At 69.6% G+C, this 13,326-nt stretch carries 10 protein-coding genes and 1 rRNA gene; 10 read left to right on the forward strand and 1 reads right to left on the reverse strand.

The genetic code is table 11. The annotated features are described in order from the left end of the window. The first annotated feature begins 4 nt into the window (after positions 1-4). From KSED_RS05965 to KSED_RS06000, 8 genes are all read left to right on the forward strand, one after another. The gene (locus KSED_RS05965; protein ID WP_015779204.1) at positions 5-1,417 is read left to right on the forward strand and encodes a HisA/HisF-related TIM barrel protein; all 1,413 of its coding nucleotides are present in this window, start codon (positions 5-7) and stop codon (positions 1,415-1,417) included. Between the two features lie 308 nt (positions 1,418-1,725). Continuing rightward, positions 1,726-2,319 carry a translation initiation factor IF-3 gene (gene infC / locus KSED_RS05970; protein ID WP_041290880.1) on the forward strand — a complete coding sequence of 198 codons (594 nt, stop codon included), beginning with the start codon at positions 1,726-1,728 and terminating at the stop codon, positions 2,317-2,319. Between the two features lie 71 nt (positions 2,320-2,390). Beyond that, the gene (gene rpmI / locus KSED_RS05975) at positions 2,391-2,585 is read left to right on the forward strand and encodes a 50S ribosomal protein L35 (protein WP_015779206.1); all 195 of its coding nucleotides are present in this window, start codon (positions 2,391-2,393) and stop codon (positions 2,583-2,585) included. Positions 2,586-2,635: 50 nt separating this feature from the next. Further along, a complete protein-coding gene (rplT, locus tag KSED_RS05980; protein WP_015779207.1) occupies positions 2,636-3,127 on the forward strand; it encodes a 50S ribosomal protein L20 in 492 nt (163 codons plus the stop codon). Between the two features lie 31 nt (positions 3,128-3,158). Next, on the forward strand, positions 3,159-3,968 hold the full coding sequence (locus tag KSED_RS05985) for a TrmH family RNA methyltransferase (RefSeq protein WP_049758367.1): 810 nt from the start codon (positions 3,159-3,161) through the stop codon (positions 3,966-3,968). Positions 3,969-4,050: 82 nt separating this feature from the next. Beyond that, positions 4,051-5,169, forward strand: coding sequence for a phenylalanine--tRNA ligase subunit alpha (pheS, locus tag KSED_RS05990; protein ID WP_015779209.1), 1,119 nt, complete (start codon positions 4,051-4,053; stop codon positions 5,167-5,169). After that, entirely contained in the window at positions 5,169-7,703 is a 2,535-nt protein-coding gene (pheT, locus tag KSED_RS05995; RefSeq protein WP_015779210.1) for a phenylalanine--tRNA ligase subunit beta, read from the forward strand. The genes pheS and pheT overlap by 1 nt, the downstream gene beginning before the upstream one ends. Continuing rightward, positions 7,696-8,508 (forward strand): SDR family NAD(P)-dependent oxidoreductase, encoded by an 813-nt coding sequence (locus KSED_RS06000; protein ID WP_015779211.1) that lies wholly within the window; start codon positions 7,696-7,698, stop codon positions 8,506-8,508. The genes pheT and KSED_RS06000 overlap by 8 nt, the downstream gene beginning before the upstream one ends. A 50-nt stretch (positions 8,509-8,558) precedes the next feature. Here KSED_RS06000 and KSED_RS13595 read toward each other — a convergent pair whose 3' ends face one another. Next, complete coding sequence (locus KSED_RS13595; RefSeq protein WP_015779212.1) at positions 8,559-9,599, reverse strand: DUF418 domain-containing protein; 1,041 nt, start codon at positions 9,597-9,599, stop codon at positions 8,559-8,561. Positions 9,600-9,698: 99 nt separating this feature from the next. Here KSED_RS13595 and tyrS point away from each other — a divergent pair, with 99 nt between their 5' ends. Continuing rightward, positions 9,699-11,027, forward strand: a complete 1,329-nt coding sequence (tyrS, locus tag KSED_RS06010) for a tyrosine--tRNA ligase (protein WP_015779213.1) — start codon at positions 9,699-9,701, stop codon at positions 11,025-11,027. A 521-nt stretch (positions 11,028-11,548) separates the two neighbouring features. Continuing rightward, positions 11,549-13,072: ribosomal RNA gene (locus KSED_RS06015) — 16S ribosomal RNA — on the forward strand. The last annotated feature ends 254 nt before the right edge of the window (positions 13,073-13,326 follow it).

Genomic DNA, 13,326 nt, shown 5'->3' on the forward strand with positions numbered 1-13,326 from the left:
GCGCGTGCCGCTGCGCCTGTGGCCCGCCGTGGACGTCCGCGGTGGGCGGACGGCCCAGGTCGACCCCGACAGTCCGCTGTCCGACCCGCAGGCCGCGGTGGACCACTGGGTGGCCCAGGGGGCCGAGCGCCTCCACCTGGTGGACCTGGACCGCGCCACCGGCGCCGGGGAGAACGACGCCCTGCTCGAGCGGCTGGTGCGCCGGGCCAGCGTGCCCGTGGAGGTCTCCGGCGGCATCCTGTCGCCCCGGGACGTCGAACGGGCCCTCTCCTGGGGTGCGGTGGCCGTGACCACCTCGTCGGCACTGTGGGCGGACCCCGCAGCGGCCCTGGAGTGGCTGCAGGGGTGCGGGGCCGAGGTGCAGGTGGGGATCGACCTGGTGGGGGACCGGGTGGTGGCGCGGGGGACCGACCTCGCGCTGGGGCCGGTCGCGGACCTGTGGCCGGACCTCGCCGGTCTGGGGGAGCGGCGGTGGGTGCTGGCCTCCGCTGCGGCCGACGGACGCATGACGGGGCCCGACCTCGCGGGCCTGCGCGCCGCCACCGAGCACTTGACCGGCACGCTGATCGCGTCCGGCGGGGTGAGCACCACCGGCGACCTCGTGGCGGTCTCCAGCCTGCGGGGTGTCGCCGGGCCCGCCGTCGGCGAGGTGATCCTCGGGGCCGCGCTCTACGCCGGTGCGGTCGACCTCGGGCGGGCCCAGCGCCTGCTCGGGGAGATCGCTGGGCCGCAGGAGCGGCCGGCAACGGACTCCGCGGGTGTGGCCTGGGAGGGACGCGAGCTGCAGCCGGGGGAGTTCGACGACGACGACGGGGGACTGGACCCCCGCCTCCCGACGCCCGGTGAGCCGCCACTGTCGGACGCCGAGCTGGTGGCCGCCCTCGACGAGGCGCGGGTGTTCGTCGCGCTGCTGGCCGAGGAGGGGGCGGAGTCGGCCGACCTGTCCGTCGCGCAGGTCACCACCCCGGAGGGCTGGTCGGCGCTGCCGGTGTTCACCACGGTCGACGCGGTCGGCGACTGGCGAGGTGACGCTCGGCCGGTGCCGGTGCGGGGTCACCTCGCCGCGCAGGCCGCGGTGGGCGACGGGGCCGCCGCCCTCGTCCTCGATGCGGGGTCGTCCCGTCCCCGGGTGGTGCGCCCCTCCATGACCAGTGCCCTCGCACGGCGCATGGAGTGGGAGCGCCCCGTCGACGACGCGGTGGTGCTCGCGGGCCTGCGGCAGCTCAAGGAGCACCCGGCGGTGACCGGGGTCGCGCTGCGCTCGGGTCCGTCGGGGGAGCTGGTCATCGGTCTGCGGGGTGTGCAGGATGACCGCGAGGCGGGTCTGCTGGTCGCCGGTGTGCTGCAGGACCCCGAGGTGCGCTCCCGGGTGGACGGCGTCATCGTCAGCGCCCTCGGCTTGGACGCCAGCGCCTGATCCGCTAGACTATGCGTCTGAAGTGAGACCCTGTCTCCACCTGCACGCCGCCTGAGGCATGTGGGTCCTGCACCACCCGGTGCGCGGAAGGGCGAGTGACGAGTTCACGCGTCGTCCCGCAACGCCCCTGCATGGGGGTGTCAGCCGGGGCCACGTTCCGTGGCGGTGCGTGACAAGGGTCTCCGGGTGTGCCAGGAGGCCCTTTTTCCGTCCCATGCGGCGGAGGGGGCCAGGCACAGCCACTCGACCGAACGAAGGAGAAGCACATCAGCGAGCCCCGTATCAACGACCGCATCCGGGTACCGGAAGTGCGGTTGGTCGGCCCCAACGGCGAACAGGTCGGCATCGTGCGCGTCAAGGACGCCCTGCGTCTGGCAGCCGAGGCCGACTTGGATCTCGTGGAGGTCGCTCCCATGGCCAAGCCCCCGGTCGCCAAGCTCATGGACTACGGCAAGTTCAAGTACGAGAACGCCATGAAGGACCGTGAGTCGCGCAAGAAGCAGGTCAACACGGTCATCAAGGAGATCAAGCTCCGGCCGAAGATTGACCAGCACGACTACGAGACCAAGAAGGGTCACGTCGAGCGCTTCCTGGCCGCGGGCGACAAGGTCAAGGTCACCATCATGTTCCGTGGCCGTGAGCAGTCCAAGCCCGAGCTGGGCTTCCGCCTGCTGCAGCGGCTGGCGGAGGACGTGACCGAACTGGGCGTCGTCGAGAGCAAGCCCAAGCAGGACGGCCGCAACATGACCATGGTGTTCGGTTCGACCCGCAACAAGGCGCAGGCCCAGGCGGCCCGCCGCAAGGAGCAGGAGCAGAAGAAGCGGGAGCGCAAGGGCCCCGAGTCGGAGGCTCCCGAGCAGGACGCGGCCGAGACCGCAACCGAGGCTCCCGCAGAAGCCTGAGGCCCCGGCCTCGTGACACGGCACCCGCCGTGTCCCTTCCACCTGTCCGCCCGAACGAAGGGATCGGCACCATGCCGAAGAACAAGACGCACTCCGGTACCAAGAAGCGCTTCCGCGTGACCGGTAGCGGCAAGATCATGCGCCAGCGCGCCCGCCACGTCCACAAGTTCCAGGAGCGTTCGTCCTCGGACGCCCGCCGCCTGGTGAACGACGTCCCCGTGGCCAAGGCCGACGAGAAGAAGATCAAGAAGCTGCTGGGTCGCTGACCCGCGCCTGATCTCCCCCGAAACCACCCCCGAAGTCAAGGAGTACTCACGTGGCACGCGTGAAGCGGGCAGTCAACGCCCACAAGAAGCGTCGAGTCGTTCTCGAGCGCGCCAGCGGTTACCGCGGTCAGCGTTCGCGTCTCTACCGCAAGGCCAAGGAGCAGGTCACCCACTCGCTGGTCTACTCGTTCGACCACCGTCGCGACCGGAAGGGTGACTTCCGTCGCCTGTGGATCCAGCGCATCAACGCTGCGGCCCGCGCCAACGGCATGACCTACAACCGCTTCATCCAGGGCCTGAAGGTCGCTGAGATCGAGGTCGACCGTCGCATGCTGGCCGAGCTGGCCGTCAACGACCCGGAGGCGTTCACCGCCCTGGTCGAGATCTCCCGCGCCAACGTCCCCGCCGTGAAGGGTGACGAGAGCGCGACCGCGGGCGCTGCGCCCCGTGGTCAGGAGGCCGCCACCGCCGCGGCCCAGGCCGGCGACGCCGCCTCCGTCGAGGCGAGCAAGCAGGCCGAGAACGTGGCCTCCAAGGCCTGAGCGCGACACCCCTGAGAACGCCGGTCCACCTGTGCACCCTCGTGACTCCCAGCTGACACCCTCGTCGGCCCGGGTCCGAGCGGCGGTACAGCTGGGCCGGCGTTCCTCGCGTCGGCGGACGGGCCGGTACCTGGTCGAGGGGCCGCAGTGCGTGCGGGAGCTCCTGCGCTGGCAGCCCGAGCTGGCCGACGACGTCTTCGTCACGCGGGACTTCCTGGACCGGTCCCCAGAGTTCGTCGAGCTCGTGGCCGAGACCCCCGTGCACGCCCATCTGGTGTCTGATGCGGTGGTCCGGGTGGTGGCGGATGCTGACACCCCGCCGGGCATCGTGGCCGTGGCCCGCTGGCAGCCGGCGGACCTGGCCGACTGCCTCGGCCGGCTGGGGCCCCAGGGTTTCGGCGCCGTCCTGTCAGAGGTCCGTGACCCCGGGAACCTCGGCACCGTCATCCGGGCAGCCGATGCGGCAGGGGCCGCCTTCGTGGTCGTGACCGACGCGTCCGTCGACGTGACCAACCCCAAGGTCGTGCGGTCCACGGCGGGCTCGCTGCACCACATCGACGTGGTCACGGGCATTGCCTTCCCCGACCTGCGCGCCGCGACCGGTGGCACCGTGCGGCTGGTGGCCGCCGACGGCTACGCGAGCACCCAGCTGCCCGAGGCAGACCTGGACGGTCCCCACCTGTGGGTCTTCGGCAACGAGGCCCGCGGGTTGCCGGACGACCAGGTGGCCGCCTGCGACGCCGCCGTGGCCGTGCCGCTGCACGGCCGTGCGGAGTCCCTCAACCTGGGCACCGCTGCCGCCGTCTGCCTGTACGCCTCGGCGATGCGCCCCGGTTCCTGACATGCGCACGGCCGGCCCCTGACCGGCCGGTACCGGCCCACCACGGCCGGGCTCCGGGCCCGCGCCCCGTAGGATGCCGGGCATGCCGAGCACGCCCCCTCCGGACGAGTCCACCCCCACCCCCCCGAGTGCGCCCGACGCCGCGCCCGCGATCACCCCCGAGGTGGTCGAGGAGCACGTGGCGGCCGGTCTGGCTGCCTTCGAGGCCGCGTCCACGCTCGAGGAGCTGAAGACCGCCCGTCTGGCCCACCTGGGCGACAAGGCCCCGATCTCCCTGGCCAACCGGAGCATCGGTGGTCTGCCCCCGCAGGAGAAGGCCTCGGCGGGCAAGCTCGTCGGCATGGCCAAGGGCCGGCTGAGCAAGGCACTGGCCTCCCGCGAGGAGGTGCTGCAGGCCGAGCGCGCCGAGCAGATCCTGGTCGAGGAGACGGTCGACGTGACCGCCGTGCCCGCCCGCCGCAGTGTGGGCTCCCGCCACCCGGTGGAGCTCATCCAGCAGCGCATGGGCGAGATCTTCACCGGCCTCGGCTGGGAGATCGGCGAGGGGCCCGAGGTCGAGGCCGAGTGGTTCAACTTCGACGCCCTGAACTTCGATGCCGACCACCCCGCCCGTGCGGAGGCCGACACCTTCTACGTCGACCCGCCGGAGCGCCACCTGGTGGTGCGCACGCACACCTCGCCGGTCCAGGCCCGGTCCCTGCTGGAGCGGGGCGCGCCGCTGTACGTGGCGGTCCCCGGCAAGGTCGGTCGCACCGACGAGATCGATGCCACCCACCTGCCGATCTTCCACCAGATCGAGGGGCTGGCGGTGGACAAGGGCCTCACCATGGCCCACCTGCGCGGCACCCTCGACCACTTCGCCAAGCAGCTGTTCGGCGAGGGCATCACCACGCGCCTGCGCCCCAACTTCTTCCCGTTCACCGAGCCCAGCGCGGAGATGGACTTTCTCTGCCCGGTCTGCCGCTGCGAGGACGACGCGTGCCGTACCTGCGGGGGCACGGGCTGGATCGAGTGGGGTGGCTGCGGCATGGTCCACCCCAACGTCCTGCGCGCCTGTGGTGTGGATCCCGAGGTGTACTCGGGCTTCGCCTTCGGCATGGGCGTCGAGCGCGCCCTCATCTTCCGCAACGGGGTGGGGGACCTGCGGGACCTCATCGAGGGGGACGTCCGCTTCAACACGAACTTCACGGTGGAGGTCTGATGCACATCCCGATCAACTGGCTGGGCGAGTACGTCGAGCTTCCGCAGGGCGTGACCGGCGAGCAGGTCGCGGCAGACCTCGTGCGCCTGGGCTTCGAGGAGGAGTCCCTCGGCGCGCAGATGATCACCGGTCCCCTCGTGGTGGGCAAGGTGCTCTCCCGCGAGCCGGAGCCGCAGAAGAACGGCAAGGTCATCAACTGGTGCCAGGTCGACGTCGGTCAGGCCAACGGCACCGGCGAGCCGCAGGGGATCATCTGCGGCGCCCACAACTTCGACGTCGACGACCTCGTGGTGGTCTCCCTGCCCGGGGCCGTGCTCTCGGGCGGGTTCGAGATCAGCGAGCGCAAGACCTACGGCCACCTGTCGGCGGGCATGATCTGCTCGGCCGCGGAGCTGGGCCTCGGCGACGACCACGACGGCATCATCGTCCTGACCGAGTACCTGGGTGAGGACGCCAGCAGTCTGCAGCCGGGGCAGGACGCGCTCCCGCTGCTGGGGCTGGACTCCCAGACCATCGAGGTCAACGTCACGCCGGACCGCGGCTACGCCATGAGCATGCGGGGCTTGGCCCGCGAGTACTCCCACGCGACGGGTTCGCGCTTCACCGACCCGGCCGCCCTCGCCGTCGACACCCCCAGCGGTGACGGTGTGCCCGTCAGCGTGACGGACTCCGGCCCCATCCGGGGTGTCCCCGGGTGCGACCGCTACGTCGCTCGGGTGGTGCGCGGTATCGACCGCTCCCGCCCCACCCCCCGCTGGATGGCCAAGCGCCTGACCGATGCGGGGATGCGGCCGCTCGGTCTCATCGTCGACGTCACCAACTACGTGATGCTGGCCCTGGGCCAGCCGCTCCACGCCTTCGACCTCGGGGCCGTGCGCGACGGCATCGAGGTCCGGCGGGCTGCAGCGGGGGAGAAGCTCACCACGCTGGACGGCAAGGAGCGCTCCCTGGACCCGGAGGACCTCGTCATCACCTCCGGGGGTGGGCCGGTGGCCCTGGCCGGTGTCATGGGCGGGGCCGACTCCGAGATCGGCGACGAGACCACCGACCTGCTGCTCGAGTCCGCCCACTTCGATGCAGTGAGCATCGCCCGGACGGCCCGCCGCCACCGCCTGGTGTCCGAGGCCTCGAAGCGCTACGAGCGCCGGGTCGACCCGCAGCTCGCGCCGTCCGCTGCCCAGCTGGCCGTCGACCTGCTCGTGGAGCACGGCGGCGGGGTGGCCGAGACCGCGTTCACGGACCTCGACCACACCACCTCGCCGGAGCCCATCCGCTTCGACACGGCCCACCCCACTGCGCTGGTGGGTGTCGAGTACGACCGCGCGACCGTCATCGACCGCCTGGCGATGATCGGCTGCCGGGTCGAGGCCGACGGTGCCGCGGACGGCGGCCACGGCACGGTCCTCGTGACGCCGCCGTCGTGGCGGCCGGACCTCACGATCCCCGTCGACCTCGTGGAGGAGGTGGCCCGGCTCAGCGGCTACGACGAGATCCCGTCGGTGCTGCCGCAGGCACCCGGTGGGGGTGGGCTGACGCTCTCGCAGCGTCGCCGCCGCATCGCCGCGGACCTGCTGGCTGACGCCGGGCTGCACCAGGTGGTGACGCTGCCGATGACCTCCGCCGCGCAGTGGGACCGGTTGGGCTACCCCGAGGACGACCCGCGCCGCAACGCGCTGCGCCTGCACAACCCGCTCTCGGCCGAGGAGCCCTTCCTGCGCACCTCGCTGCTGCAGACCCTGGTCCCGGCGGCCCGGCGCAACCTGGCGCGGGGTCAGCGGGGGGCCGCGGTCTACGAGCTGGGTCGCGTGGTGCTGCCCTCCGGCGACGTCGTCGCCCCGGTCCAGGACGTCGGCCTGGAGCCCTCTGCCGAGATGCTGCAGGCCCTGGCCGATGCGGTGCCGCACCAGCCCTTCCACGCCGCCGGCATCATCGCGGGGGAGTGGGAGCGCCAGGGGTGGTGGGGTCCTGCTCGTGCCGCCGAGTGGTCCGATGCGGTGGAGCTCGTGCTGGGGCTGGCCGGGCGGTTCGGGGTGGAGGTCACCCTCGAGCAGGCGCAGCACGCCCCCTTCCACCCGGGCCGCTGCGCCCGGCTGGTGCTGGCAGACGGCACCACCTGGGGCCACGCCGGGGAGCTGCACCCGCAGCGCTTGGCGGAGCTCGAGCTGCCGGAGCGCACGGTGGGCTTCGAGGTCGACGTCGACGCCCTCATCGAGGCCTCGCCGGAGGTCTCGACGCACCGCGACTTCTCCGACCAGCCCTTCTCCCGGGTGGACGTCGCGCTGCTGACGGACCTGTCGGTGCCGGCATCGGACATCGGTGCCGCGCTGCGCGAGGGTGCGGGGGAGCTGCTGGAGTCGGTGGAGATGTTCGACCAGTACACCGGTGAGCAGGTCGGCCCGGGGCGGCGCAGCACCGCCTGGCGCCTGACCTTCCGGGCCACCGACCGCACGTTGACGAACGAGGAGACGAACGCGGCCCGCGACGCGGCGATCGCGCTCGTCACGGAGCGGACAGGAGCGCAGCACCGTGGGTGAGCAGGCACAGCAGCGGCCAACGGCCCTCGTGGTCGGGGCCACCCGGGGCATCGGCGCGGAGATCGCGCGCGGCTTGGCTGGGGACGGGTACGACCTGGTCCTGACGGGCCGCGACGCCCGGGCCCTGGCCGAGGTGGCCGAGGACTGCCGCGCCGCGGGGGCCGCGGTCACCTGCCACCCCCTGGACGTCACGGACACCGAGGCGGTGCGGACGGTCGTTGACGAGGCCTGGAACGCGTCGGGCCGGCTGGAGGCCGCAGTCGTCTCCGCGGGCATCATCGAGGCCGAGCGGCCGCTGTGGGAGGTGCCGCTCGAGGAGCTGTGGCAGGTCATGACGGTGAACGTGCTGGGGCCACTGGCGGTGGCCCACGAGCTCGTGCCCCGCATGATCGAGGCAGGGGGCGGTCGGATCGTCCACCTGAACTCCGGTTCCGGCACCAGGAACGCCCCGGTGTACCCGGCCTACCACGCCAGCAAGTCGGCGCTCGCCCGCATCACGGGGTCGGTGGCGATGGCGGCCGGAGAGCACGGCGTCCACGCGTTCGACCTGGCCCCCGGGGTGGTGCGCACGGACATGACCGCGTCGATGCCGATGCACGACCAGCGGACCGACTGGACCGATCCCGGCGAGGTCGTGGAGCTGGCCCTCGCCCTGGCCTCCGGGGAGCTCGACGCCTTCTCGGGGCGGATGGTCCGGGCCGGCACGGACACGCCGGAGTCGCTGCGGGCGGCTGCCGGCGAGCTGGGGGATGCCGACCGCACCCTGGGCCTGCTGCCCTATGGTCCCCAGGACTCCCTGGCCTGAGCTCCCGCGCCGCTGGGGGCGCGCCAGGACGTGCCCCCGCGGGCCGGTGCTCAGGGCCGTGCGGGCACCAGCTGGCGAGTCGCCCCGACGAGCTTCTCCAGGGCCAACTCCAGCGGTCCTGGCCCGGGCAGGAGCCGCTGCCACAGGGCCGCGACCAGCCAGGCGCCCACCGCGCTGGAGGCCAGGAGGAGCCACGAGTTGTCAGTGGGCTCGCCGAGGGCCCGGACCCAGGCTGCGGCCGCGACGATCTGCAGCGCGTAGACGGTGAGGGCTGATCGCCCCACGGTGGCGAGCGGGCCGGCCACGGCCGGCAGGCACTCCCCGGCAAGGAGGCACAGCAGCAGGAGGGCGACCGCGACACCACCACTGGTGAGCGTGGCCCACACCGATCCGTCATAGGGCTGGAAGTCCACGCGCCCCACCAGGGCGAGCACGACGAGCCCGCCGGCGACCGCGAGTCCCACCCCCGCCGCGCTGATGCGGGCAGCGGTTCCACGGAGGTGCCGCGCCACCAGGATTCCCAGTGCCGCGTACGCGAGGAAGGGGCCCAGCCGGTAATTGGGCCCGGGGCCCAGGACGCCGAGGAGGTCCGCGAGATGGTGGTGCCCCTCCAGCATGGACCGGTACATCGCGGGGCGCAGACGCTCGTCGAGCACCGGGGCGAACAGCGCGCCGGCGGCGCCGACGGCCAGGAGGGCCCACGAGTGCAGGGGCAGCAGTAACGGCAGGCACAGCGCCGTGACGGCCAATGCCGTGAGGACCACGTCGATCTGGGCGCCGAGGGTCTCGAGCGCGAGCCCGACGATCCAGAGCACGGCTGCGCGGGGGACCATCCCCACCGCACTGTGGAGCCACCCGTGGCGGCGGAACGAGAGATGGGCACCCATCGCCATGACGGCCACGAACAAGGGCGCGGCCAGGAACTCCGACATGACCAGGACGCCGCCGGGACCACCCGACGGGGCGAAGTGGGCGACGAACATGGTCAGCACCGCAAGGCCCCTGGCGGCGTCGAGACCGGTGGAGCGCCGAGGGACCGGGGCGGGGGCGCCACCCGTGGTGGAGGGCGTGGTGCGGCGGTCGAGGGGCACGGTTCCTCCGGGGCGTGAACGGGGCAGGGCCGGATCACCCAACCACACGCCGCCGGGGGTGCCTCAGGGCCTACTGGGCCCTGTGGCACAGTGTGTGCCGTGAACGCCGAGACCGAGCTCTCCACCCAGGAGCCCACGACCCCCCGCGACACCCAGGACGCGGTGTTGTCCGGCGTGCTGGCCGAGCTGCAGTGGCGGGGCGTGATCGCCCAGTCGACTGACCTGCTGGAGCTGGACCGCATGCTGGCCGCCGGGCCGGTGCACTTCTACATCGGTTTCGATCCCACCGCGCCCTCGCTGCACGTGGGGAGCCTCGTCCAGCTGGTGACGATGCGGCGGCTCCAGGAGGCCGGGCACATCCCGGTGGTGCTCGTCGGTGGGTCGACGGGCCTCATCGGCGACCCGCGCCCCACCTCGGAACGGAACCTCCACGACCGGGAGACGGTCGCCCGATGGGTCGACAGCATCGCCCAGCAGGTACGCCCCTTCGTCCACTTCGAGGGGGAGAACGCCGCCACGGTGGTGAACAACCTGGACTGGTTCGGGCAGCTCGGGGCGCTCGACTTCCTGCGGGACGTGGGCAAGCACTTCCGGGTGAACCAGATGCTGAAGAAGGACGCGGTCAGCGCACGGCTGGAGTCCAGCCAGGGCATCAGCTACACCGAGTTCAGCTACCAGATCCTGCAGGGCTACGACTTCTGGCACCTCTTCACCAGCCTCGGGGTACGTCTCCAGGTCGGGGGCCAGGACCAGTGGGGGAACCTGATGGCCGGGGTGGACTACGTGCACCGGGTGGAGGGTGAGTCCGTGCACGCCCTGACCACGCCCTTGGTCACCGAGGCCTCGGGCCGGAAGTTCGGCAAGTCCGAGGGCAATGCCATCTGGCTCGACGCCTCCATGACCTCCCCGTGGACCTTCCACCAGTTCTGGCTCAACGCCGAGGACGAGAAGGTGGTGGAGTACCTGCGGCTGTTCACGCTGTTGGACCGCGAGCAGATCGCCGAGCTCGAGCGGGAGGTGGCCGAGGCGCCGTTCAAGCGAACCGCCCAGCGGGCGCTCGCCCGGGAGATGACCACCCTGGTGCACGGGGCGGAGATCACCGATGGGGTGGAGGCTGCGGCCGAGGCACTGTTCGGCAAGGGGGACCTCCAGCAGGTGGACGCCGGCGTGCTGTTGGACGCGACCGCGGAGCTCACCGGTGGCGAGGTCGAGGTGGGCACGTCCTGGGTGGACGTGGTGGTGGCCGTCGGGTTCGCGGACTCGCGCAAGGCCGCCAAGCGACTGCTGGGGGAGGGCGGCATCTCCGTCAACAGCCAGAAGGTGACCGACCCCGAGGGGGCCATTACGGACGCGGACTTCGTCGGGGGCCAGGTCGCGGTGGTCAAGCGCGGACGCAGGACCTTGGCCGCAGCACGTCGCGCGGGGTGAGCCCGACCCGCAGAGGCGCCCGACCTGACCCGCACCGTCCGGAAACCCCGGAACGGTGCGGGTTTTGCGTTGGTGCTCAGGTGTGTGTATTGTTCCTCCTCGTTGCCCGGACGGGTGGCCCGCGAGAGTGGTTGTGAGTCTGGTTCGCCAGCTGCTGCGTGTGGGTTGTTGTCTGGTCTGGGTGGCTCCACTGGTTGCTTCGTGTGTTGGTGGGTCGTGCCTGGTTGGTTTTGATCGGGTTTGCGGCTGACTGCCGGATGGTGTAACGTAGTGGATCGCCCCTGAACGAGATCGCACGGTGGCTCACGGTTGTGAGTGTGCGGTGGGTGTTGGGGAGTGTTTGGTCCTTGAGAACTCAACAGTGTGTCATGAATCGATGCCAAATTATTTTTGTTGTATCCCTTTCGCATCCATGGCTTGCTTGCGCTTCGGTGTGAGTGTGGTTGTGGGTGTGTTTGGTTGATTTCTTTGGCGAGAAGATGAGTCCAGCGACTCATTCTGCTCTGCCAGTATCAATATTTTCTACGGAGAGTTTGATCCTGGCTCAGGACGAACGCTGGCGGCGTGCTTAACACATGCAAGTCGAACGGTGAAGCGAGTGCTTGCACTCGTGGATCAGTGGCGAACGGGTGAGTAACACGTGAGTAACCTGCCCTCCACTCTGGGATAAGCGCTGGAAACGGCGTCTAATACTGGATACGACCAACCCTCGCATGGGGTGTTGGTGGAAAGATTTATCGGTGGTGGATGGACTCGCGGCCTATCAGCTTGTTGGTGGGGTAATGGCCTACCAAGGCGACGACGGGTAGCCGGCCTGAGAGGGCGACCGGCCACACTGGGACTGAGACACGGCCCAGACTCCTACGGGAGGCAGCAGTGGGGAATATTGCACAATGGGCGAAAGCCTGATGCAGCGACGCCGCGTGAGGGATGACGGCCTTCGGGTTGTAAACCTCTTTCAGCAGGGAAGAAGCTTTTGTGACGGTACCTGCAGAAGAAGCACCGGCTAACTACGTGCCAGCAGCCGCGGTAATACGTAGGGTGCGAGCGTTGTCCGGAATTATTGGGCGTAAAGAGCTTGTAGGCGGTTTGTCGCGTCTGCTGTGAAAATTCAGGGCTTAACCCTGGACGTGCAGTGGGTACGGGCAGACTAGAGTATGGTAGGGGAGACTGGAATTCCTGGTGTAGCGGTGGAATGCGCAGATATCAGGAGGAACACCGATGGCGAAGGCAGGTCTCTGGGCCATTACTGACGCTGAGAAGCGAAAGCATGGGGAGCGAACAGGATTAGATACCCTGGTAGTCCATGCCGTAAACGTTGGGCGCTAGGCGTGGGTCTCATTCCACGAGATCCGTGTCGCAGCTAACGCATTAAGCGCCCCGCCTGGGGAGTACGGCCGCAAGGCTAAAACTCAAAGGAATTGACGGGGGCCCGCACAAGCGGCGGAGCATGCTGATTAATTCGATGCAACGCGAAGAACCTTACCAAGGCTTGACATGCACTGGATCGCCTCAGAGATGGGGTTTCCCTTTGGGCTGGTGCACAGGTGGTGCATGGTTGTCGTCAGCTCGTGTCGTGAGATGTTGGGTTAAGTCCCGCAACGAGCGCAACCCTCGTTCTATGTTGCCAGCACGTAATGGTGGGGACTCATAGGAGACTGCCGGGGTCAACTCGGAGGAAGGTGGGGATGACGTCAAATCATCATGCCCCTTATGTCTTGGGCTTCAAGCATGCTACAATGGCCGGTACAGAGGGTTGCGAAACCGTGAGGTGGAGCGAATCCCAAAAAACCGGTCTCAGTTCGGATTGGGGTCTGCAACTCGACCCCATGAAGTCGGAGTCGCTAGTAATCGCAGATCAGCAACGCTGCGGTGAATACGTTCCCGGGCCTTGTACACACCGCCCGTCAAGTCACGAAAGTCGGTAACACCCGAAGACGGTGGCCTAACCCTTGTGGAAGGAGCCGTCTAAGGTGGGACCGGTGATTGGGACTAAGTCGTAACAAGGTAGCCGTACCGGAAGGTGCGGCTGGATCACCTCCTTTCTAAGGAGCTTATTGCACTCGTGTGATCGCCCTGTGTGGTGGTCGTGTGGGTGCCAGACCTGCCAGGTTTTGTCTTGGTGGGGCCCTTTTCGTATCCGAATGTGGTACGGGGGGTGCTTCTGGGTGGAACATCGATTGATCATGTTGGTCATGTGTGACTTCTTTGTGAGTACGGCGCCCTGTGTGGGTGTTGGGAAAGCTGGGGGTTGTGTGTGGCTGGTGTTGACACACTGTTGGGTCCCCAGGGACCAAGC

Origin of the sequence: Kytococcus sedentarius DSM 20547 (assembly GCF_000023925.1) — a bacterium.
Taxonomy (GTDB): domain Bacteria; phylum Actinomycetota; class Actinomycetes; order Actinomycetales; family Dermatophilaceae; genus Kytococcus; species Kytococcus sedentarius.

Bases quoted from the DNA above. Each gene is read 5' to 3' on its own strand.
- rpmI (WP_015779206.1), top strand. From the start codon at position 2,391: ATGCCGAAGAACAAGACGCACTCCGGTACCAAGAAGCGCTTCCGCGTG.
- pheS (WP_015779209.1), top strand. From the start codon at position 4,051: ATGCCGAGCACGCCCCCTCCGGACGAGTCCACCCCCACCCCCCCGAGT.
- pheT (WP_015779210.1), top strand. From the start codon at position 5,169: ATGCACATCCCGATCAACTGGCTGGGCGAGTACGTCGAGCTTCCGCAG.